The organism is Enterobacter sp. N18-03635 (assembly GCF_004006055.1).
In the GTDB taxonomy this organism is placed as follows: Bacteria; Pseudomonadota; Gammaproteobacteria; order Enterobacterales; family Enterobacteriaceae; genus Enterobacter; species Enterobacter vonholyi.
This window is the reverse complement of record NZ_CP034769.1, coordinates 4,010,665-4,031,820: the sequence shown is the minus strand read 5'-3', so window position 1 is coordinate 4,031,820 and position 21,156 is coordinate 4,010,665. Positions and strand designations below refer to the sequence as shown.

Genomic DNA, 21,156 nt, shown 5'->3' with positions numbered 1-21,156 from the left:
CCCCATTATGGGGGCTTTTTTATTGAAGCGTTGTGGGCAGCCAGCAGCTGGCGATTAAACCGCCTTCAGCGCCATTTTCAAGGGTCAGCCTGCCGTGGTGTAGCTGGACGATGCGCTGCACGATACTCAGGCCCAGACCGCTCCCTCCGTAGCGCTGGTCAAGGCGGCGGAATGGCTCGGTGATTGACACTCGGTGCGCTTCATCAATCCCTGGACCCTGATCGATAACGCTGATCTGCGTCCCCCCGTCGACCTCGGTTAATGTCACTGTAATCGTTGTCTCTGGCGGGCTGTAGCGCCCTGCATTCTCCAGCAGGTTGCGCAGCATCAGGCGCAGGAGTACAGCGTCTCCCTGAACCGTGAGCGCGCTTTTAGCGGGCCAAATCACCGTATGCTCTTTGGCTTCATGGCCCAGGCCGAGAGGTTCAATGATATTTTCCGTCCAGTTCACGGTTTCGTAGTGCCCGCTCGCCATTGCCTGTCCGGCACGGGCCAGCATTAGTAGCTGTTCGACGGTATGCATGAGCTGATCGATACGGCTAATTAACGTCGCGGCCTGAGGCGCGCCTGACTGCGCCATGAGCTCAAGATGAAGCCGGATGCCGGCCAGAGGCGTTCTCAGCTCGTGTGCGGCGTCTGCGGTGAAGAGACGCTCCTGCTGAATGGTGTTATCCAGTCGTGCCAATAGCTGGTTCAGGGAGGTCGTCACCGCGCCAATTTCTTCCATGTCGGAATACATAGGAAGCGGGGTTAAGTTATCGGCCGAACGGTTAGCGAGACTGTCGCGGAGTTTATTCAGCGGTCGGGTTATCCAGGTTACCGCCCAGAAGGAGAAGAGCAGGGTAAAGCCGACCATCACCAGGGAAGGAACCAGCAGCGAGGCAATCGCTTCACGGATCTCTTTCTCGACGTGATTATTGCGCGCTTTTGCTGACAGCGTTTCGTTGACCAGAAAACCAATCTGTTCACGGCTTTCATGCCATAGCCAGATAACGCTTATCAGCTGGAAAAACAGGAGAATCACCGCCAGCAGCACCATCAAACGCCGACGCATGCTGTTCATTTCTGGCTCTCCAGACGATAGCCGACGCCGCGAACGGTTTTGATCCTGTCTTTGCCGAGTTTACGCCGCAGGTTATGGATGTGGACCTCAAGGGTATTTGAGCCGGGATCGTCCTGCCAGGAGTAAATATCCTGCTGGAGCGTTTCTCTGTGTACCGTTTGCCCGCTCCGCATGATCAGACGCGTAAGCAAGGCGAACTCTTTTGGCGTCACCTCTACGGCCTGATCCTGGCGCAGCACCTGCTGGGTTTGCAAATTCAGCGTAATATCGCCGTCGGTCAGTAAGTTATCACTATGGCCCTGATAGCGGCGAATCAACGCTCGCACCCGAGCCTGCAGCTCCGCGAGCGCAAAAGGCTTCACCAGGTAATCATCAGCGCCTGCATCGAGGCCAGCGATACGGTCTTCAAGGGCATCTCGTGCCGTCAGGATCAATACCGGGTTGGCGATGCCGCGACGTCGCCACTGGCCGAGCAGCGTGGCGCCGTCTTTATCAGGCAAGCCCAAATCGAGGATCACCAGACTGTATTCGCCGCTCTGAATCAGAGAGTCCGCCTCCGCTGCGGTGCCAGCACAGTCGAGGGCGTACCCTTCATTGGCCAGACCTAGCGCCAGCCCCTCCTGCAATAACAGATCGTCTTCAACTATGAGTAGTTTCATCGCTAGTTATTCTGATAGATGTCCTTATAAAGCCTGCTTTCGAAGCGAACAAGCGGAATACGACGATTGCGCTGGTCGGTCGGTTCGACGGCATAGCCGGAAAGATACTGCACGAATGCCATGCGTTGTCCGCTGGCGGTAGTGATGAAGCCTGCAAGGTTGTAAACCCCCTGCAGTGAGCCTGTTTTCGCGGAGACTTTACCATCCACACCGGCAGCGTGAAGCCCGGCACGGTACTGCAGAGAACCGTCATGCCCGGCCAGCGGCAGCATTGAAATAAAGTTTAGCTCAGTGTCGTGCTGTGCAATGTACTGAAGCACCTGCATCATCGTGGCCGGAGAGATCAAATTATGACGCGATAGTCCGGAGCCATCGACGGCGATGGTATTACCCAGATCGATTCCGGCCTGCTGGCGCAGGATCTGCCGAACCGCGTCTGAACCCGCGCGCCAGGTTCCCGGCACGCCGAAACGCGCGTGACCAATCATGCGAAACACCGTATCGGCAATCATGTTGTCCGATTTTTTCAGCATGATCCGCAGTAAATCATGCAGCGGAGGAGACTGTTTGCTGGCGATGACCGTGCCGGGCTGGTTGACCCGCGTCTGACGAAGCAGCGTGCCGGTATAAGTTATGCCCGCTTGCTTCAGTTCATCTTTCAGAATTGCACCCGCATAGCTTGCCCCATCCTGTATCGCAAAGGCCAGGGGCAGTGGATCGGCGCGCTGCGTCAGGCAGCCGGTAAGGGTGAAGCGGTTAAGATCGCCAGGCACGACGTCCAGCTCACAATATTGCGCATCCGGGGAACCTTTCGCCAGCGTGCGAACCTGGCTAAACATGGTGACCGGGTAGTAGGATGCTATGCGGATAAATGCTAAATCATCTGGCTTTGGCGCGCTGTAAAGTGAAACCGAGAAGCAGTTACGGTCAACAATCGCGGCGGCGGGTGGGGCGCTAAAGCACTGGGTCATGTCGTTCCACGGCCAGCCAGGAGCTTTATCGTGGCTGGCAAAGATGGACGTGTCAATCAGCACATTGCCATCAATTTTCTGCACGCCAGATTTTTTCAGTACCGCAACCATATTGCGGATATCCTGGCGTTTAAAGGTCGGATCGCCGCCAAAACGGGCGATAAGATCGCCTTTCAGTTCGCCACCCTCGACGTTACCTTTGGTCTCGAGTGTGGTCGTAAAACGGAAGTCAGGACCGAGCTGGAGCAAGGCGGCGAGGGCAGTGATCACCTTTTGGGTACTGGCAGGCAGCGCCATCTGTTGACTGTGATAGTCAATCTCGGGAGCCTGTGCGCCAACCTTCTGCACCATCAGGGCAAGGTTCGCGCCTGCGGGGAGCTGATTAATGTACTCATCAACATTCGCGGCCTGGGCAGTGAACGTTAAACTGGTAGTCAATCCGATGATAAATCTGGAAAATCGCATAATCTCGCGCTAACAACCCGAAAACAAACCGTCATACTACGGTGCATAGCACTGCAAAGTAAACGATGACCCATAGTGAACTTCGCGGTAAAATGCATATCAAATTGAAAAATTGCTGCTGACCTGGGGCATTGCTCCCGGGTCGGTTTTCTTTTTGCTTCTTGCCCGCTTAGGTGGGCAGGAGCAGGGAACACTGCTCCCAACAGGAATGTTTAAGAGGTATAACAAATGCAAGCTATTCCGATGACCTTACGTGGTGCCGAAAAACTGCGCGAAGAGCTGGATTTCCTGAAATCCGTGCGTCGTCCTGAAATCATCGCCGCTATCGCGGATGCGCGCGAGCATGGCGACCTGAAAGAGAACGCTGAATACCACGCCGCTCGTGAGCAGCAGGGTTTCTGTGAAGGGCGTATTAAAGATATCGAGGCAAAACTGTCCAATGCACAGGTTATCGATATCACCAAAATGCCTAACAATGGGCGTGTGATCTTTGGTTCTACCGTGACCGTGCTGAACCTGGACAACGACGAAGAGCAGACCTATCGCATCGTCGGTGATGATGAAGCAGACTTCAAACAGAACCTGATTTCAGTAAACTCTCCGATTGCTCGCGGCCTGATTGGCAAAGAGCAGGACGATGTTGTCACCATCCGCACCCCTGGCGGTGAAGTGGAATACGAAATTATTAAGGTTGAATACCTGTAATTCGCTTCTCTAGTAAGATGTTGATACATTGTAAAGAAAAGAAAAAGGCCGCATAGCGGCCTTTTATCAACTCAAGGAGCATGGCATTTTGCTCGCCTGCTGACAGAAATCCCTCGTTTCACACAGAAAATGTGTTTAATTCAGGATATCCTTAGCGTGGCAGCGAGATTTTACGCTCTTTAGATGGGCGGTAGAGCACCAGCGTTTTACCGATGACCTGTACATTACAGGCGCCGGTTTCGCGCACGATGGCTTCCACGATCAGGTTTTTAGTGTCTCTGTCTTCAGAGGCGATTTTCACCTTGATCAGCTCGTGGTGTTCCAGCGCTTGTTCAATCTCGGCAAGCACCCCTTCGGTCAAACCATTGTTGCCAAGCATCACTACAGGCTTGAGCGGATGTGCCAGACCTTTAAGGTGCTGTTTTTGTTTAGTACTAAGATTCATCGTATATTTTTGCTTACGTTGGGATTGAAAACGGTTCATTCTACCGCCATCTCCCTTATATCGCCAAATAGCTGCGTAGAAATTTACGTCACAGGCAGGTAACGATGAACCAGGACGGAAATGTTAAATGACAGGTAAAAAGCGTTCTGCCAGCTCCAGCCGCTGGCTTCAGGAACACTTTAGCGATAAATATGTTCAACAGGCACAGAAAAAGGGGTTGCGTTCCCGTGCCTGGTTTAAACTTGATGAAATACAGCAAAGTGACAAACTTTTTAAGCCGGGGATGACGGTTGTAGACCTCGGTGCGGCACCTGGCGGATGGTCCCAGTATGCGGTAACGCAGATCGGCGGAACGGGCCGAATCATCGCGTGCGATCTTTTACCAATGGATCCCATCGTCGGTGTCGACTTCCTTCAGGGCGACTTTCGTGATGAATTAGTGCTGAAAGCGTTACTTGATCGTGTAGGTGACAGTAAGGTCCAGGTTGTCATGTCAGATATGGCACCAAATATGTGCGGAACACCGGCGGTGGATATCCCCCGCGCCATGTATCTGGTGGAGCTAGCGTTAGAAATGTGTCGTGATGTACTAGCGCCTGGTGGTAGTTTTGTTGTGAAGGTGTTTCAGGGCGAAGGTTTCGAGGAGTATCTTAAGGAAATTCGCTCCCTGTTTGCGAAGGTTAAAGTTCGTAAGCCGGACTCTTCCCGGGCCCGTTCCCGAGAAGTGTATATTGTAGCGACCGGGCGAAAATGATAACCGGTAGATTTCAGGCGAAAGTTTGAATGAAACTGGATATAGAGTATCCTGACGCTGTTTTTAACACAGTTGTAATATGAGGTTAATCCCTTGAGTGACATGGCGAAAAACCTAATACTCTGGCTGGTCATTGCCGTTGTGCTGATGTCAGTATTCCAGAGCTTTGGGCCCAGCGAGTCGAATGGCCGCAAGGTGGATTATTCTACCTTCCTGCAGGAGGTCAATCAGGACCAGGTTCGCGAAGCGCGTATCAACGGACGTGAGATCAACGTTACCAAGAAAGATAGTAACCGTTACACGACTTACATCCCGGTGAACGATCCTAAGCTGCTTGATAACCTTCTGACCAAAAACGTCAAGGTGGTAGGTGAGCCGCCAGAAGAACCAAGCCTGCTGGCTTCTATCTTCATTTCCTGGTTCCCGATGCTGCTTCTTATCGGCGTCTGGATCTTCTTTATGCGCCAGATGCAGGGCGGCGGTGGCAAAGGTGCCATGTCGTTCGGTAAGAGCAAGGCGCGTATGCTAACGGAAGACCAGATCAAGACCACGTTCGCTGACGTCGCCGGTTGTGACGAAGCGAAAGAAGAGGTCGGTGAACTGGTTGAATACCTGCGTGAACCGAGCCGTTTCCAGAAGCTGGGCGGTAAGATCCCGAAAGGGGTGCTGATGGTTGGCCCTCCGGGTACCGGTAAAACCCTGCTGGCGAAAGCCATCGCGGGCGAAGCGAAGGTGCCGTTCTTTACTATTTCAGGTTCTGACTTCGTCGAAATGTTCGTGGGTGTTGGTGCATCTCGTGTGCGTGACATGTTCGAGCAGGCCAAGAAGGCAGCACCGTGCATTATCTTCATCGATGAAATCGACGCCGTAGGCCGCCAGCGTGGCGCAGGTCTGGGCGGTGGTCACGATGAACGTGAACAGACGCTGAACCAGATGCTGGTTGAGATGGACGGCTTCGAAGGTAACGAAGGTATCATCGTTATCGCGGCGACTAACCGTCCGGACGTACTTGACCCTGCGCTGCTGCGTCCAGGCCGTTTCGACCGTCAGGTTGTTGTGGGTCTGCCGGACGTTCGCGGTCGTGAACAGATTCTGAAAGTTCACATGCGTCGCGTGCCGCTGGCGCCAGATATCGATGCGGCAATCATTGCGCGCGGTACTCCAGGCTTCTCCGGTGCGGACCTGGCTAACCTGGTCAACGAAGCTGCTCTGTTTGCCGCTCGCGGTAACAAGCGCGTCGTATCGATGGTGGAATTTGAGAAAGCGAAAGACAAAATCATGATGGGTGCGGAACGTCGCTCCATGGTGATGACGGAAGCGCAGAAAGAGTCCACGGCATACCACGAAGCGGGTCACGCGATTATCGGTCGCCTCGTGCCGGAACACGATCCGGTGCATAAAGTGACGATTATTCCGCGCGGTCGTGCGCTGGGTGTGACCTTCTTCCTGCCTGAAGGCGACGCGATCAGCGCCAGCCGTCAGAAACTGGAAAGCCAGATTTCTACCCTCTACGGTGGTCGTCTGGCAGAAGAGATTATCTACGGTGTGGAACATGTTTCTACCGGTGCGTCCAACGACATTAAAGTGGCGACAAACCTGGCGCGTAACATGGTGACTCAGTGGGGCTTCTCCGACAAACTCGGTCCGCTGCTGTACGCAGAGGAAGAGGGTGAAGTATTCCTGGGCCGTTCTGTGGCTAAAGCGAAACATATGTCCGATGAGACGGCACGTATCATCGACCAGGAAGTTAAATCTCTGGTAGAACGTAACTATGCGCGTGCGCGCCAGATCCTGAACGACAATATGGACATCCTGCATTCGATGAAAGATGCGCTCATGAAATATGAGACCATCGATGCACCGCAGATTGACGACCTGATGGCGCGCCGCGAAGTACGTCCGCCAGCAGGCTGGGAAGACCCAGGCGCTTCCAATAATTCTGACAACAATGGCACCCCGCGTGCGCCGCGTCCGGTTGATGAACCGCGTACGCCAAATCCGGGCAACACCATGTCAGAACAGTTGGGCGATAAGTAAGCCACTGCTGTTGAAGCGTTTGTCTGTACCTCAAACCCTGGAGCTTGCTCCGGGGTTTTTCATTTCTGTTTAACGATATAGATACCAGGGATTTCGCCATGAAATTATTCGCTCAGGACTCGCATCTCGATCTTTCACATCCCCACGTGATGGGGATCCTGAATGTTACCCCTGACTCCTTCTCTGACGGCGGTGCGCATAACACGCTTATCGAGGCGGTTAAGCACGCGAATTTAATGATTAATGCGGGTGCCACCATCATTGACGTTGGCGGCGAATCGACGCGTCCAGGCGCGGCGGACGTGTCTGTGGAAGAAGAGCTGGCGCGCGTGGTGCCGGTCGTTGAAGCAATCGCACAGCGGTTTGAAGTGTGGATCTCCGTTGACACCTCCAAACCAGAGGTGATCCGTGAAGTGGCGAGAGTAGGCGCTCACATTATCAATGATATCCGTTCACTTACCGAACCGGGGGCGATTGAGGCGGCTGCGGAAACGGGGCTGCCGGTTTGCCTGATGCATATGCAGGGCCAACCAAAAACTATGCAGGACGCGCCGAAGTATGACGATGTCTTTGCCGACGTAAATCGCTTCTTTATTGAGCATATCGAACGCTGTGAACGTGCAGGTATCCCAAAAGAGAAATTGCTGCTCGACCCAGGGTTCGGTTTCGGTAAAAATCTCTCCCACAATTATGCGTTGCTTGCGCGCTTATCGGAATTCCATCATTTTGGCCTGCCGTTACTGGTGGGAATGTCGAGAAAGTCGATGATTGGGCAGTTGCTGAACGTGGGGCCGAGCGAACGCCTGAGCGGCAGCCTGGCCTGCGCGGTGATTGCGGCGATGCAGGGTGCGCACATTATTCGTGTCCATGACGTCAAAGAAACAGTAGAAGCCATGCGTGTGGTGGAAGCCACACTGGCAGCGAAGGAAAACAAACGCTATGAGTAATCGTAAATATTTTGGTACCGACGGTATCCGTGGGCGCGTAGGCGATGCTCCCATCACCCCTGATTTTGTCCTGAAGCTCGGCTGGGCTGCTGGTAAAGTGCTTGCGCGTCATGGCTCACGTAAAATAATCATCGGTAAAGACACCCGTATTTCGGGCTATATGCTGGAGTCCGCCCTGGAAGCGGGTCTGGCGGCTGCGGGACTGTCCGCCTCCTTTACGGGCCCAATGCCAACGCCTGCAGTCGCGTATCTGACGCGCACCTTCCGTGCGGAAGCGGGGATTGTCATTTCAGCTTCTCACAACCCGTTCTACGACAACGGCATTAAATTCTTCTCCATTGATGGCACCAAGCTGCCGGATGACGTGGAAGAAGCTATTGAAGCTGAGATGGAAAAAGAGATTACCTGTGTTGATTCCGCAGAGCTGGGTAAAGCGAACCGTATCGTCGATGCGGCGGGTCGCTATATCGAATTCTGTAAAGGTACCTTCCCGAATGAGCTGAGCCTGGCTCATCTGAAAATTGTGGTGGACTGTGCAAATGGCGCGACCTATCACATCGCCCCGAATGTCTTCCGCGAACTGGGTGCGAAAGTAATCACCATTGGCTGCGAGCCGGATGGTCTGAACATTAATGAGCAGGTGGGGGCAACTGACGTTCGTGCCCTGCAGGCGCGTGTTCTGGCAGAAAAAGCCGATCTGGGTATTGCGCTTGACGGCGACGGTGACCGCGTGATCATGGTCGACCACGAAGGTAACAAGGTCGACGGCGATCAGATCCTCTACATTATTGCCCGTGAGGGCCTGCGTCAGGGCCAGCTGCGCGGCGGTGCGGTAGGTACGCTGATGAGTAACATGGGCCTGGAACTGGCCCTGAAACAGCTCGGTATTCCTTTTGTCCGCGCGAAGGTGGGTGACCGCTATGTGCTGGAAAAACTGCAGGAGAAGGGCTGGCGTATCGGTGCAGAAAACTCGGGTCACGTGATCCTGCTCGACAAAACCACCACCGGTGACGGTATTGTGGCCGCGCTGCAGGTGGTTGCCGCTATGGCGCGCAATCATATGAGCCTGCACGACCTGTGCAGCGGCATGAAAATGTTCCCACAGATCCTGGTAAACGTACGCTTTACTGCCGGTAAAGGCGATCCGCTGGAAAATGAGAACGTCAAAGCGGTGATGGCTGACGTTGAAGCGGCCCTTGGCAATCGTGGACGCGTGCTGCTGCGTAAATCCGGCACTGAACCGCTGATCCGCGTGATGGTGGAAGGTGAAGACGAAGCGCAGGTAACCGAATTCGCGCACCGTATTGCGGATGCTGTAAAAGCTGCATAATCTTGCACGCTAAATGTTTAAAAAGGCGGCGTTTGCCGCCTTTGTTTTAAGCAATTAATGGCTTTTTGCTGTTTTTTTCCGCAGTTGATACAATGCGTCGAAAATGCCCTTGCGAAGGTGATTCGCTTTGGTTAGTATTCACACCCGCTTCAGTGGGAAACAGAAATCCTGCTAATTGGTCGAAGCATTGGTATGCGGCAAATCCGCAAGGAACAGGTTGATTATGTACGAAGCTCTTTTAGTTGTTTTCCTTATTGTAGCCATCGCTCTCGTAGCGCTGATTATGCTGCAGCAAGGTAAAGGCGCTGATATGGGAGCCTCCTTCGGAGCAGGCGCTTCCGGTACGCTGTTCGGTTCAAGTGGTTCTGCGAACTTCATGACCCGTACTACGGCGATTCTGGCTACGCTGTTCTTCATCATCAGCCTGGTGCTTGGTAATATCAACAGCAACAAGACCAGCAAAGGAAGCGAGTGGGAAAATCTGAGCGCGCCAGCGAAAACTGAGCAGAGTCAGCCAGCTGCACCGGCTAAGCCAACCAGCGATATCCCGCACTAAGTATTCTGTACCGAGGTGGTGGAATTGGTAGACACGCTACCTTGAGGTGGTAGTGCCCTAACGGGCTTGTGGGTTCGAGTCCCATCCTCGGTACCAATATTCCAGAAAAAAGACGTCGTAAGACGTCTTTTTTTTCGTCTGTATATTATGTGGTGATTTTGTAGGGCGGGTAGGGTAAACGCAGCGCCACCCGCCGTTTTGCCCGGTGGTGCTGCGCTTACCGGGCCTACGAAGACCATAAAAAAGGCACCCTTAGGGTGCCTTCTACATTTCTGAATAGCGATTACTTCTTATCGCTATGCTCCAGGTTTTCAACCTGAGGCAGGCCGTTACCGAAATTCGCGGAGAGCAGGCCATTCTCAACATAGTTGAACAGCTTCTCGCGGGTATCGGTAATGTCCAGATTACGCATGGTCAGCTGACCAATACGATCGTCCGGTGAGAACACGGATTCACCTTTCTCCATGGTCAGACGCTCTGCTTTATAGGTCAGGTTGTCAGACACCGTATTCAGAATGGAGTAGTCGTTACCGCGACGCAGTTCCAGGGTCACCTCACCGGTGATCGCGCTTGCCACCCAACGCTGCAGCGCATCACGCAGCATCAGCGCCTGTGGATCGAACCAGCGGCCCTGATACAGCAGTTTGCCCAGCTGACGGCCATGAGAGTGATACTGCTCAATGGTGTCTTCGTTGTGAATACCGGTCAGCAGACGCTCGTAAGCGATGTGCAGCAGTGCCATACCCGGGGCTTCATAGATGCCACGGCTTTTCGCTTCGATGATACGGTTTTCAATCTGATCGCTCATGCCCAGACCGTGACGACCGCCAATCCGGTTAGCTTCCAGCATCAGCTCAACATCGTCTGAGAAGGTTTTACCGTTCAGCGCTACCGGATGGCCGCGTTCGAAACGTACGGTAACTTCTTCAGCCTGGATTTTGACGTTCTCGTCCCAGAACTTCACGCCCATGATCGGGTTAACGATCTTCGCGCTGGAGTTCAGGAATTCCAGGTCTTTCGCTTCGTGCGTCGCACCCAGCATGTTGGAGTCGGTGGAGTAGGCTTTCTCGACTGACATCTTATAGTCAAAACCGCAGGCGATCATAAACTCGGACATCTCATGGCGTCCACCCAGTTCGTCGATGAAGTCGGTATCCAGCCACGGTTTGTAAATCTGCAGTTCGGCGTTGGTCAGCAGGCCATAACGATAGAAACGTTCGATATCGTTTCCTTTATAGGTGCTGCCGTCACCCCAGATGTTGACGCCGTCTTCTTTCATCGCCGCAACCAGCATGGTGCCGGTAACCGCACGGCCCAGCGGAGTGGTGTTGAAATAGGTCAGACCGCCGGTGGTGTTATGGAATGCACCACACTGAATAGCTGCGATACCTTCAGCGACCAGTTGCTTACGGCAGTCAATCAGGCGCGCGTTCTCTGCACCATACTCTTTAGCGCGACGAGGAATTGCATCGTAGTCGTCCTCATCCGGCTGACCCAGGTTCGCAGTATAAGCATACGGAACCGCTCCCTTCTGGCGCATCCACAGCAGTGCAGCGCTGGTATCCAGGCCGCCTGAGAAAGCGATGCCAATACGTTGTCCTACCGGAAGATGCTTGAGAATCGTCGTCATAGAATAAAACCCTGCTTGATTGACTGATTAGAGACCGCTTTCGCTCTCTTGTGCATTTTTATGCAAAATAAGTGAGTATTCATTTAATCATCTTTTGGCGAAGACCGGAAGAGACTCGTGCGTTTTTTGTAAAAATTTTGGTCCGATCGATCTGGCGGAAGTCGCCTTGACAGGTGGGGTCAACTATCAATATACTAAACGCCGATTTTACGTCCCGTCTTCGGTACCAAATCCCAGCATTATTTGCAAATTCTGTCCAAAACGCGTAGAATTTGCCACGTTTCAGGCGCGGGGTGGAGCAGCCTGGTAGCTCGTCGGGCTCATAACCCGAAGGTCGTCGGTTCAAATCCGGCCCCCGCAACCACTTTCCCATAAAGTTCTTTTTCAAATATACTGTGAAGACTTAGAGCCTTCGTAGCTGGATTTGAAAAAATTCTTTAGGAAAGTGCTCCAGGCCACAGTTGTGGCTATAGGGTTCAGTTATCTAAAGCCCCGATTTATCGGGGTTTTTTGTTATCTGACTACAGAATAACTGGGCTTTACGCCCTTTTTTTATGTCTTGGGGGTGGGCTTGTCCACATTAGAGCAAAAATTAACAGAGATGATTACTGCACCGGTCGAAGCACTGGGCTACGAACTGGTCGGCATCGAATTCGTTCGCGGCCGTACATCGACGCTGCGCATCTATATTGATAGTGAAGATGGCATCAATGTTGATGATTGTGCTGATGTCAGCCACCAGGTGAGTGCGGTTCTTGATGTTGAAGACCCAATTACCGTTGCGTACAACCTGGAAGTTTCCTCACCTGGCCTCGATCGCCCGATGTTCACGGCCGAGCACTATGTGCGCTTTACCGGTGAAGAAGTGGCTCTCGTTCTGCGTATGGCCGTACAGAACCGCCGTAAATGGCAGGGAATTATCAAAGCCGTTGATGGTGAAATGATCACGGTGACAGTCGAAGGCAAAGATGAAGTGTTCGCGCTGAGTAATATCCAGAAGGCGAACCTGGTTCCCCACTTTTAACAGTCTGGATTGAGGTGAAAAGCCCGCGATGAACAAAGAAATTTTGGCTGTTGTTGAAGCCGTCTCCAATGAGAAATCACTGCCGCGTGAGAAGATTTTCGAAGCGCTGGAAAGTGCACTGGCTACAGCAACCAAGAAAAAATACGAACAAGAGATCGATGTTCGCGTAGAAATCGATCGTAAAAGCGGTGACTTCGATACATTCCGTCGTTGGGTAATCGTTGAAGAAGTGACCCAGCCGACCAAAGAGATCACGCTGGAAGCCGCCCGTTTCGAAGACGAAAGTCTGAACGTGGGTGACTACGTTGAAGATCAGATTGAATCTGTGACCTTCGACCGTATCACCACCCAGACCGCTAAACAGGTTATCGTGCAGAAAGTGCGCGAAGCCGAGCGCGCGCTGGTTGTCGATCAGTTCCGCGATCAGGAAGGCGAGATCATCACCGGTGTGGTGAAGAAAGTGAACCGCGACAACATCTCCCTGGAGATCAAATCCGAAGGGTTGCCGGGTAACGCTGAAGCCGTGATCCTGCGTGAAGATATGCTGCCGCGTGAAAACTTCCGTCCAGGCGACCGTATTCGCGGTGTTCTGTACGCCGTTCGCCCTGAAGCGCGTGGTGCACAGCTCTTCGTGACCCGTTCTAAACCAGAAATGCTGGTAGAACTGTTCCGTATTGAAGTACCGGAAATCGGTGAAGAAGTTATTGAGATTAAAGCGGCGGCTCGCGATCCGGGCTCCCGTGCGAAAATTGCGGTGAAAACCAACGACAAGCGTATCGACCCGGTCGGTGCTTGCGTCGGTATGCGCGGTGCGCGCGTCCAGGCTGTTTCTACTGAGCTGGGCGGTGAACGAATTGATATCGTTCTGTGGGATGACAACCCGGCGCAGTTCGTGATCAACGCAATGGCTCCAGCTGATGTGGCGTCTATCGTTGTTGACGAAGACAAACACACCATGGATATCGCTGTTGAAGCGGGCAACCTGGCGCAGGCAATCGGCCGTAACGGTCAGAACGTACGCCTGGCGTCACAGCTGAGCGGCTGGGAACTCAACGTCATGACCGTTGATGACCTGCAGGCTAAGCATCAGGCTGAAGCCCATGCGGCGATCGATACCTTCACCAAATACCTGGATATTGACGAAGATTTCGCCACTGTTCTGGTAGAAGAAGGTTTCTCTACGCTGGAAGAACTGGCCTATGTGCCAATGAAAGAGCTGCTGGAAATTGACGGTCTGGATGAACCAACCGTTGAAGCCCTGCGTGAACGCGCTAAAAACGCACTGACCACCCTGGCACTGGCTCAGGAAGAAAGCCTTGGCGATAAGAAGCCGGCTGATGACCTGCTGAATCTGGAAGGTCTTGATCGTGCGATTGCGTTCAAGCTGGCTGCCCGTGGTGTTTGTACGCTGGAAGATCTCGCTGAGCAAGGCGTTGATGACCTGGCTGATATCGAAGGTTTAACCGACGAGAAAGCCGGCGAGCTCATCATGGCCGCACGTAATATTTGCTGGTTCGGCGACGAAGCGTAATAAACTGTAGCAGGAAGGAACAGCATGACTGATGTAACTGTAAAATCGCTGGCTGCTGAGATTCAGACCTCCGTGGACCGCCTGGTACAGCAATTTGCTGATGCAGGGATCCCGAAGTCCGCTGATGACTCGGTGACCGCGCAAGAAAAACAAACCTTGTTAACGCACCTGAACCGTGAACACGGTTCTACGCCTGACAAGTTAACGCTGCAGCGCAAAACGCGTAGCACGTTAAACATCCCTGGTACCGGTGGTAAAAGCAAATCGGTACAAATTGAAGTCCGCAAGACGCGCACCTTTGTAAAACGTGATCCGCAAGAGGCAGAACGCCTTGCCGCGGAAGAGCAGGCACAGCGTGAAGCGGAAGAACAAGCTCAGCGTGAGGCGGAAGCAGCCGCCAAACGTGAAGCAGAATTAAAAGCTGAACGTGAGGCCGCAGAAAAAGCGAAACGCGACGCAAGTGATAAAGTGAAGCGTGACGCTGCGGAAAAAGACAAAGTGAGCAATCAACAGACAGACGAAATGACCAAAACCGCCCAGGCTGAAAAAGCCCGCCGTGAAAATGAAGCTGCCGAGCTGAAGCGTAAAGCGGAAGAAGAAGCCCGCCGTAAGCTGGAAGAAGAAGCTCGCCGCGTCGCCGAAGAAGCGCGTCGTATGGCTGAAGAAAATGAGAAGAACGGTGTTGATACCGTTGAGCAGTCTGAAGACACCAGCGACTATCACGTGACCACTTCTCAGCACGCGCGTCAGGCTGAAGATGATAACGATCGTGAAGTTGAAGGCGGTCGTGGCCGTGGTCGTAATGCAAAAGCAGCGCGTCCGGCGAAAAAAGGCAACAAGCACGCTGAATCTAAAGCTGACCGTGAAGAAGCACGCGCGGCTGTTCGCGGTGGTAAAGGCGGCAAGCGTAAAGGTTCCGCTCTGCAGCAGGGCTTCCAGAAGCCAGCTCAGGCCGTTAACCGTGACGTTGTGATCGGCGAAACCATTACCGTTGGCGAACTGGCGAACAAGATGGCGGTTAAAGGCTCTCAGGTCATCAAAGCGATGATGAAGCTGGGCGCTATGGCAACCATCAACCAGGTGATCGATCAGGAAACTGCACAGCTGGTTGCGGAAGAAATGGGTCACAAAGTTATCCTGCGTCGTGAAAACGAGCTGGAAGAAGCGGTAATGAGCGACCGTGACACAGGTGCTGCGGCAGAACCGCGCGCACCGGTAGTGACCATCATGGGTCACGTTGACCACGGTAAAACTTCTCTGCTTGACTACATTCGCTCTACCAAGGTTGCCTCTGGCGAAGCGGGTGGTATTACCCAGCACATCGGTGCATACCACGTAGAAACTGACAACGGTATGATCACTTTCCTGGATACCCCGGGTCACGCCGCGTTTACCTCAATGCGTGCTCGTGGTGCTCAGGCGACGGATATCGTTGTTCTGGTTGTTGCTGCAGACGACGGCGTCATGCCGCAGACCATCGAAGCTATCCAGCACGCGAAAGCAGCGGGTGTGCCGGTTGTGGTTGCAGTGAACAAGATCGATAAGCCAGAAGCGGATCCCGATCGTGTTAAAAACGAACTTTCCCAGTACGGTATTCTGCCGGAAGAGTGGGGCGGCGAAAGCCAGTTCGTACACGTGTCTGCGAAAGCGGGTACCGGTATCGACGAACTGCTGGACGCGATCCTGCTGCAGGCCGAAGTTCTGGAGCTGAAAGCCATCCGTAACGGTATGGCGAGCGGTGCGGTTATCGAATCCTTCCTGGATAAAGGACGTGGCCCGGTTGCTACCGTTCTGGTTCGCGAAGGTACGCTGCATAAAGGCGATATCGTTCTGTGCGGTTTCGAATACGGTCGCGTTCGTGCGATGCGTAACGAACTGGGTCAGGAAGTGCTGGAAGCAGGTCCGTCCATTCCAGTTGAAATCCTGGGTCTGTCCGGTGTTCCGGCTGCTGGTGACGAAGTGACCGTGGTGCGTGACGAGAAGAAAGCGCGTGAAGTGGCACTGTATCGTCAGGGCAAATTCCGTGAAGTTAAACTGGCTCGTCAGCAGAAATCTAAACTCGAGAACATGTTTGCCAACATGACCGATGGCGAAGTTCACGAAGTGAACATCGTTCTGAAAGCCGACGTTCAGGGTTCTGTGGAAGCGATCTCCGACTCCTTGCTGAAACTGTCTACCGACGAAGTGAAAGTGAAGATCATCGGTTCTGGCGTAGGTGGTATCACCGAAACCGACGCGACCCTGGCTGCTGCGTCCAACGCTATCCTGGTTGGTTTCAACGTTCGTGCGGATGCGTCTGCGCGTAAAGTGATTGAAGCCGAAAGCCTGGATCTGCGTTACTACTCCGTCATCTATAACCTGATCGACGAAGTGAAAGCAGCGATGAGCGGCATGCTGTCTCCTGAGCTGAAACAGCAGATCATCGGTCTGGCTGAAGTACGTGACGTGTTCAAATCACCGAAATTCGGTGCAATCGCGGGCTGTATGGTTACCGAAGGTAACATCAAGCGTCACAACCCAATCCGCGTACTGCGTGACAACGTGGTTATCTACGAAGGCGAGCTGGAATCCCTGCGCCGCTTCAAAGATGACGTTAACGAAGTCCGTAACGGCATGGAATGTGGTATCGGCGTGAAGAACTACAACGACGTTCGCGTTGGCGATATGATCGAAGTGTTCGAGATCATCGAAATTCAGCGTACCATCGCTTAATTTTCGATTGTAAGCCGGGATCGCCTCGCGCCACCCGGCAATAATTTCAAAAAGGGGCTTTAGCCCCTTTTTTGTCTGGAGAATTTATTATGGCGAAAGAATTTGGTCGCCCTCAGCGCGTAGCGCAGGAAATGCAGAAAGAGATCGCGCTCATTCTGCAACGTGAAATCAAAGACCCGCGCGTCGGCATGATGACCACCGTTTCCGGTGTCGAAATGTCCCGCGATTTGGCCTATGCAAAAGTGTTCGTTACTTTCCTGAACGATCAGGACGAAGCGGCAGTGAAAAACGGCATTAAAGCGCTGCAGGAAGCTTCTGGTTTCATCCGCTCTCTGCTTGGCAAGGCGATGCGCCTGCGTATCGTGCCTGAACTTACCTTCTTCTACGACAACTCGCTGGTTGAAGGTATGCGTATGTCCAACCTGGTGACCAGCGTGGTTAAACATGACGATGAGCGTCGTGTTAACCCGGCGGACGACAGCAAGGAGGACTGATGAGTCGTCCTCGTCGTCGTGGTCGCGACGTGCATGGTGTGCTGCTGCTGGATAAACCCCAGGGCGCTTCCAGCAACGACGTGCTGCAAAAAGTTAAGCGTATTTATAACGCCAACCGTGCGGGCCACACCGGAGCGCTCGATCCGCTGGCAACCGGCATGCTGCCGGTCTGCCTGGGAGAGGCGACAAAGTTTTCCCAGTACCTGCTCGACTCCGATAAGCGTTACCGCGTTATCGCTAAGCTGGGCCAGCGCACGGATACCTCCGACGCGGATGGTCAGGTGGTGGAAGAGCGCCCGGTGACGTTCAGCGCGGAACAGCTTGATGCTGCGCTGGAGAGTTTCCGTGGTGACACGATGCAGGTGCCGTCGATGTATTCGGCGCTGAAGTATCAGGGAAAAAAACTCTACGAATATGCGCGCCAGGGCATTGAAGTCCCGCGTGAAGCCCGTCCGATTACCGTGTATGAGCTGCTGTTTATTCGCCACGAAGGTGATGAGCTGGAGCTGGAAGTACACTGTTCGAAAGGGACCTATATTCGCACCATCATTGACGACCTCGGTGAAAAGCTGGGCTGCGGCGCGCATGTGATTTACCTGCGCCGTCTGGCGGTGAGCAAGTATCCGGTGGAGCGGATGGTGACCCTGGAACATCTGCGCGAGCTGTTAGAACAGGCGGAAGCGCAGGGGATCGCGCCGGCAGATTTGCTGGATCCACTGCTAATGCCGATGGACAGTCCGGCAGCGGACTTCCCGGTCGTTAATCTTCCTTTAACATCGTCCGTTTACTTTAAGAACGGCAACCCGGTTCGTACGGCGGAAGCGCCGCTGGAAGGCCTGGTACGTGTGACCGAAGGTGACGAAGGGAAATTCATCGGTATGGGCGAAATGGATGGCGAAGGGCGCGTTGCGCCGCGTCGTCTGGTCGTCGAATATCCGGTCGACGCGTGACGGTGATAACGGCTCACCTTGCGATAAGCAGGGGAGACGAGTAGAATATCGCCGCTTAACGCCTGGTAAATTGTTTAACAATCTGCGGGGCGTACATGGGATCGCTGAATTAGAGATCGGCATCCTTACATTCTTTATACTTTGGAGTTTGAAAATGTCTCTAAGCGTTGAAGCTAAAGCTAAAATCGTTTCTGAGTTTGGTCGTGGTACTAACGACAGCGGTTCTACCGAAGTTCAGGTTGCACTGCTGACTGCACAGATTAACCACCTGCAGGGTCACTTTGCAGAGCACAAAAAAGATCACCACAGCCGTCGTGGTCTGCTGCGTATGGTTTCTCAGCGTCGTAAACTGCTCGACTACCTGAAACGTAAAGATGTTGCACGCTACACCGCGCTGATCGAGCGTCTGGGTCTGCGTCGCTAATTCTTGCGAGTTTCAGAAAAGGGGGCCTGATGGCCCCTTTTTTCAACCAGACGGCAGCAATTCACTGGAAACTATTGTATTGTTGCTATAAATGATCTTCATTGCAGAGGTTCGCGCGGCTAATGAGAGGCTTCACCCATGGGGGTGTTGGTTGTCATTAGTCGCGAGGATGCGAAGAAGGTCGGGTTAAAACGACAGCACACCGGTGGTGTGCTTTCAAACATTTAAGAAAGGACAGAACTTTGCTGAATCCGATCGTTCGTAAATTCCAGTATGGTCAACATACCGTCACGCTGGAAACCGGCATGATGGCTCGTCAGGCTACTGCTGCCGTTATGGTAAGCATGGATGACACAGCGGTATTCGTTACCGTTGTTGGCCAGAAAAAAGCTAAACCAGGTCAGGACTTCTTCCCGCTGACCGTTAACTACCAGGAGCGTACCTACGCTGCCGGTAAAATCCCGGGTGGCTTCTTCCGTCGTGAAGGCCGTCCAAGCGAAGGCGAAACCCTGATCGCGCGTCTGATTGACCGCCCGGTTCGTCCGCTGTTCCCGGAAGGCTTCGTTAACGAAGTACAGGTTATCGCGACCGTTGTTTCCGTTAACCCACAGGTTAACCCAGACATTGTTGCCATGATTGGCGCATCCGCTGCCCTGTCACTGTCTGGTATTCCATTCAATGGCCCAATCGGTGCCGCGCGCGTTGGCTACATCAACGACCAGTACGTGTTGAACCCAACTCAGGAAGAGCTGAAAGAAAGTAAGCTGGACCTGGTTGTTGCGGGTACTGAAGCAGCTGTGCTGATGGTTGAATCCGAAGCTGAACTGCTGAGCGAAGACCAGATGCTGGGTGCTGTGGTCTTCGGCCATGACCAGCAGCAGATCGTTATCCAGAACATCAACGATCTGGTGAAAGAAGCCGGTAAACCACGTTGGGACTGGCAGCCAGAAGCGGCAAACGACGCGCTGAACGCACGCGTTGCAGCTCTGGCAGAATCTCGTCTGAGCGATGCGTACCGCATCACTGACAAGCAGGAGCGTTACGCTCAGGTTGACGTGATCAAATCTGAAGTAACCGCGACCCTGGTTGCCGAAGACGAAACGCTGGACGCTAACGAAATTGGCGAAATCCTGCACGCAATCGAGAAAAACGTTGTTCGTAGCCGCGTTCTGGCAGGCGAGCCGCGTATCGATGGCCGTGAAAAAGACATGATCCGTGGACTTGACGTGCGTACTGGCGTTCTGCCACGTACTCACGGTTCCGCGCTGTTCACCCGTGGCGAAACGCAGGCGCTGGTTACCGCGACTCTGGGTACGGCACGTGACGCACAGATCATCGACGAACTGATGGGCGAGCGCACTGACAGCTTCCTGTTCCACTACAACTTCCCTCCGTACTCCGTAGGCGAAACCGGTATGGTTGGCTCGCCGAAGCGTCGTGAAATTGGTCACGGTCGTCTGGCGAAGCGCGGCGTGCTGGCAGTAATGCCAGAAGCAGACAAATTCCCGTACACCGTACGTGTGGTGTCTGAAATCACCGAATCCAACGGTTCCTCTTCCATGGCTTCCGTATGTGGTGCTTCTCTGGCGCTGATGGATGCAGGCGTGCCAATCAAAGCCGCCGTTGCGGGTATCGCAATGGGCCTGGTGAAAGAAGGCGACAACTTCGTTGTTCTGTCTGACATTCTGGGTGACGAAGACCACCTGGGTGATATGGACTTCAAAGTGGCGGGTTCCCGCGACGGTATCTCTGCGCTGCAGATGGATATCAAAATTGAAGGTATCACCAAAGAGATCATGCAGGTTGCTCTGAACCAGGCTAAAGGTGCGCGTCTGCACATCCTGGGCGTGATGGAACAGGCGATTAACGCGCCGCGTGGCGACATTTCTCAGTTCGCTCCACGTATCCACACCATCAAGATCAATCCAGACAAGATCAAAGATGTTATCGGTAAGGGCGGTTCCGTAATCCGTGCGCTGACCGAAGAGACTGGCACCACCATCGAAATCGAAGATGACGGTACTGTGAAGATCGCAGCAACCGACGGCGAGAAAGCGAAATTCGCGATCCGTCGCATCGAAGAAATCACTGCAGAGATCGAAGTGGGCCGCGTCTACGCAGGTAAAGTGACCCGTATCGTTGACTTTGGCGCGTTCGTTGCCATCGGTGGCGGTAAAGAAGGTCTGGTTCACATTTCTCAGATCGCTGACAAGCGCGTTGAGAAAGTGACCGATTACCTGCAGATGGGTCAGGAAGTACCGGTTAAAGTTCTGGAAGTTGATCGCCAGGGCCGTATCCGTCTGAGCATTAAAGAAGCAACCGAGCAGTCTCAGCCAGCTGCTGCGCCTGAAGCACAGGCAGCAGAACAGCAAGGCGAGTAAGTTGCCATTTGCCCTCCGCTTTGCGGAGGGCCTATTATCAGGCAGGACGCCTTGTTAAGCCGCCGGGGGACAGGACGT

The 21,156-nt window shown here is 53.5% G+C and carries 17 protein-coding genes, 2 tRNA genes and 1 pseudogene; 15 read left to right on the top strand and 5 right to left on the bottom strand.

The genetic code is table 11. From position 1 onward, the window contains the following. Positions 1-19: 19 nt before the first annotated feature. Genes pmrB through dacB form a run of 3 tightly spaced genes read right to left on the bottom strand, consistent with a single transcriptional unit; the run spans position 20 to position 3,158 of the window. Positions 20-1,063 (bottom strand): two-component system sensor histidine kinase PmrB, encoded by a 1,044-nt coding sequence (pmrB, locus tag ELK40_RS20045; protein ID WP_127732408.1) that lies wholly within the window; start codon positions 1,061-1,063, stop codon positions 20-22. Next, a complete protein-coding gene (gene pmrA, locus ELK40_RS20040; RefSeq protein ID WP_115876349.1) occupies positions 1,060-1,722 on the bottom strand; it encodes a two-component system response regulator PmrA in 663 nt (220 codons plus the stop codon). The genes pmrB and pmrA overlap by 4 nt, the downstream gene beginning before the upstream one ends. Positions 1,723-1,724: 2 nt before the next feature. Beyond that, positions 1,725-3,158, bottom strand: a complete 1,434-nt coding sequence (gene dacB / locus ELK40_RS20035) for a serine-type D-Ala-D-Ala carboxypeptidase (RefSeq protein ID WP_127732405.1) — start codon at positions 3,156-3,158, stop codon at positions 1,725-1,727. Positions 3,159-3,386: 228 nt separating this feature from the next. On the opposite strand from dacB, the gene greA reads away from it, so the two are divergent. Further along, positions 3,387-3,863: a transcription elongation factor GreA gene (gene greA, locus ELK40_RS20030; protein WP_014171793.1), complete on the top strand. Its 477-nt coding sequence runs from the start codon at positions 3,387-3,389 to the stop codon at positions 3,861-3,863. 151 nt (positions 3,864-4,014) lie between these two features. Here greA and yhbY read toward each other — a convergent pair whose 3' ends face one another. Beyond that, a complete protein-coding gene (yhbY, locus tag ELK40_RS20025; RefSeq protein ID WP_003861814.1) occupies positions 4,015-4,308 on the bottom strand; it encodes a ribosome assembly RNA-binding protein YhbY in 294 nt (97 codons plus the stop codon). Between the two features lie 127 nt (positions 4,309-4,435). On the opposite strand from yhbY, the gene rlmE reads away from it, so the two are divergent. The 6 genes from rlmE to ELK40_RS19995 all read left to right on the top strand — a co-directional run bounded on the left by rlmE (position 4,436) and on the right by ELK40_RS19995 (position 10,028). Next, complete coding sequence (rlmE, locus tag ELK40_RS20020) at positions 4,436-5,062, top strand: 23S rRNA (uridine(2552)-2'-O)-methyltransferase RlmE (RefSeq protein ID WP_003861812.1); 627 nt, start codon at positions 4,436-4,438, stop codon at positions 5,060-5,062. A gap of 102 nt (positions 5,063-5,164) precedes the next feature. After that, positions 5,165-7,099 carry an ATP-dependent zinc metalloprotease FtsH gene (ftsH, locus tag ELK40_RS20015; protein WP_010436002.1) on the top strand — a complete coding sequence of 645 codons (1,935 nt, stop codon included), beginning with the start codon at positions 5,165-5,167 and terminating at the stop codon, positions 7,097-7,099. A gap of 98 nt (positions 7,100-7,197) precedes the next feature. Continuing rightward, on the top strand, positions 7,198-8,046 hold the full coding sequence (folP, locus tag ELK40_RS20010; protein ID WP_127732403.1) for a dihydropteroate synthase: 849 nt from the start codon (positions 7,198-7,200) through the stop codon (positions 8,044-8,046). Then, positions 8,039-9,376 carry a phosphoglucosamine mutase gene (glmM, locus tag ELK40_RS20005; protein WP_023309339.1) on the top strand — a complete coding sequence of 446 codons (1,338 nt, stop codon included), beginning with the start codon at positions 8,039-8,041 and terminating at the stop codon, positions 9,374-9,376. The genes folP and glmM overlap by 8 nt, the downstream gene beginning before the upstream one ends. 223 nt (positions 9,377-9,599) lie before the next feature. After that, positions 9,600-9,932 carry a preprotein translocase subunit SecG gene (gene secG, locus ELK40_RS20000; RefSeq protein WP_127732401.1) on the top strand — a complete coding sequence of 111 codons (333 nt, stop codon included), beginning with the start codon at positions 9,600-9,602 and terminating at the stop codon, positions 9,930-9,932. 9 nt (positions 9,933-9,941) lie between these two features. Next, positions 9,942-10,028, top strand: a tRNA-Leu gene (locus ELK40_RS19995). Between the two features lie 187 nt (positions 10,029-10,215). Here ELK40_RS19995 and argG read toward each other — a convergent pair. Further along, on the bottom strand, positions 10,216-11,562 hold the full coding sequence (gene argG / locus ELK40_RS19990) for an argininosuccinate synthase (protein WP_127732399.1): 1,347 nt from the start codon (positions 11,560-11,562) through the stop codon (positions 10,216-10,218). Between the two features lie 287 nt (positions 11,563-11,849). Here argG and ELK40_RS19985 point away from each other — a divergent pair. The 8 genes and pseudogenes from ELK40_RS19985 to pnp all read left to right on the top strand — a co-directional run bounded on the left by ELK40_RS19985 (position 11,850) and on the right by pnp (position 21,136). Continuing rightward, a tRNA-Met gene (locus tag ELK40_RS19985) sits at positions 11,850-11,926 on the top strand. Between the two features lie 207 nt (positions 11,927-12,133). After that, complete coding sequence (rimP, locus tag ELK40_RS19980; protein ID WP_014833432.1) at positions 12,134-12,586, top strand: ribosome maturation factor RimP; 453 nt, start codon at positions 12,134-12,136, stop codon at positions 12,584-12,586. A 28-nt stretch (positions 12,587-12,614) separates the two neighbouring features. Beyond that, entirely contained in the window at positions 12,615-14,117 is a 1,503-nt protein-coding gene (gene nusA / locus ELK40_RS19975; RefSeq protein ID WP_003861798.1) for a transcription termination factor NusA, read from the top strand. A gap of 24 nt (positions 14,118-14,141) precedes the next feature. Then, positions 14,142-16,829, top strand: a complete 2,688-nt coding sequence (gene infB / locus ELK40_RS19970) for a translation initiation factor IF-2 (protein WP_115876346.1) — start codon at positions 14,142-14,144, stop codon at positions 16,827-16,829. An 89-nt stretch (positions 16,830-16,918) separates the two neighbouring features. Further along, entirely contained in the window at positions 16,919-17,323 is a 405-nt protein-coding gene (rbfA, locus tag ELK40_RS19965; protein ID WP_003024988.1) for a 30S ribosome-binding factor RbfA, read from the top strand. Further along, positions 17,323-18,273: a tRNA pseudouridine(55) synthase TruB gene (gene truB, locus ELK40_RS19960; RefSeq protein WP_115876345.1), complete on the top strand. Its 951-nt coding sequence runs from the start codon at positions 17,323-17,325 to the stop codon at positions 18,271-18,273. The genes rbfA and truB overlap by 1 nt, the downstream gene beginning before the upstream one ends. A gap of 154 nt (positions 18,274-18,427) precedes the next feature. Beyond that, on the top strand, positions 18,428-18,697 hold the full coding sequence (gene rpsO, locus ELK40_RS19955; RefSeq protein WP_003861789.1) for a 30S ribosomal protein S15: 270 nt from the start codon (positions 18,428-18,430) through the stop codon (positions 18,695-18,697). Positions 18,698-18,939: 242 nt separating this feature from the next. Then, positions 18,940-21,136, top strand: a pseudogene (pnp, locus tag ELK40_RS19950) (polyribonucleotide nucleotidyltransferase). The last annotated feature ends 20 nt before the right edge of the window (positions 21,137-21,156 follow it).

Bases quoted from the DNA above. Each gene is read 5' to 3' on its own strand.
- ftsH (WP_010436002.1), top strand. From the start codon at position 5,165: ATGGCGAAAAACCTAATACTCTGGCTGGTCATTGCCGTTGTGCTGATG.
- greA (WP_014171793.1), top strand. From the start codon at position 3,387: ATGCAAGCTATTCCGATGACCTTACGTGGTGCCGAAAAACTGCGCGAA.
- infB (WP_115876346.1), top strand. From the start codon at position 14,142: ATGACTGATGTAACTGTAAAATCGCTGGCTGCTGAGATTCAGACCTCC.
- glmM (WP_023309339.1), top strand. From the start codon at position 8,039: ATGAGTAATCGTAAATATTTTGGTACCGACGGTATCCGTGGGCGCGTA.
- dacB (WP_127732405.1), bottom strand. From the start codon at position 3,158: ATGCGATTTTCCAGATTTATCATCGGATTGACTACCAGTTTAACGTTC.
- pmrA (WP_115876349.1), bottom strand. From the start codon at position 1,722: ATGAAACTACTCATAGTTGAAGACGATCTGTTATTGCAGGAGGGGCTG.
- rbfA (WP_003024988.1), top strand. From the start codon at position 16,919: ATGGCGAAAGAATTTGGTCGCCCTCAGCGCGTAGCGCAGGAAATGCAG.
- yhbY (WP_003861814.1), bottom strand. From the start codon at position 4,308: ATGAATCTTAGTACTAAACAAAAACAGCACCTTAAAGGTCTGGCACAT.
- rlmE (WP_003861812.1), top strand. From the start codon at position 4,436: ATGACAGGTAAAAAGCGTTCTGCCAGCTCCAGCCGCTGGCTTCAGGAA.
- truB (WP_115876345.1), top strand. From the start codon at position 17,323: ATGAGTCGTCCTCGTCGTCGTGGTCGCGACGTGCATGGTGTGCTGCTG.
- pmrB (WP_127732408.1), bottom strand. From the start codon at position 1,063: ATGAACAGCATGCGTCGGCGTTTGATGGTGCTGCTGGCGGTGATTCTC.
- argG (WP_127732399.1), bottom strand. From the start codon at position 11,562: ATGACGACGATTCTCAAGCATCTTCCGGTAGGACAACGTATTGGCATC.
- folP (WP_127732403.1), top strand. From the start codon at position 7,198: ATGAAATTATTCGCTCAGGACTCGCATCTCGATCTTTCACATCCCCAC.
- secG (WP_127732401.1), top strand. From the start codon at position 9,600: ATGTACGAAGCTCTTTTAGTTGTTTTCCTTATTGTAGCCATCGCTCTC.
- rpsO (WP_003861789.1), top strand. From the start codon at position 18,428: ATGTCTCTAAGCGTTGAAGCTAAAGCTAAAATCGTTTCTGAGTTTGGT.
- nusA (WP_003861798.1), top strand. From the start codon at position 12,615: ATGAACAAAGAAATTTTGGCTGTTGTTGAAGCCGTCTCCAATGAGAAA.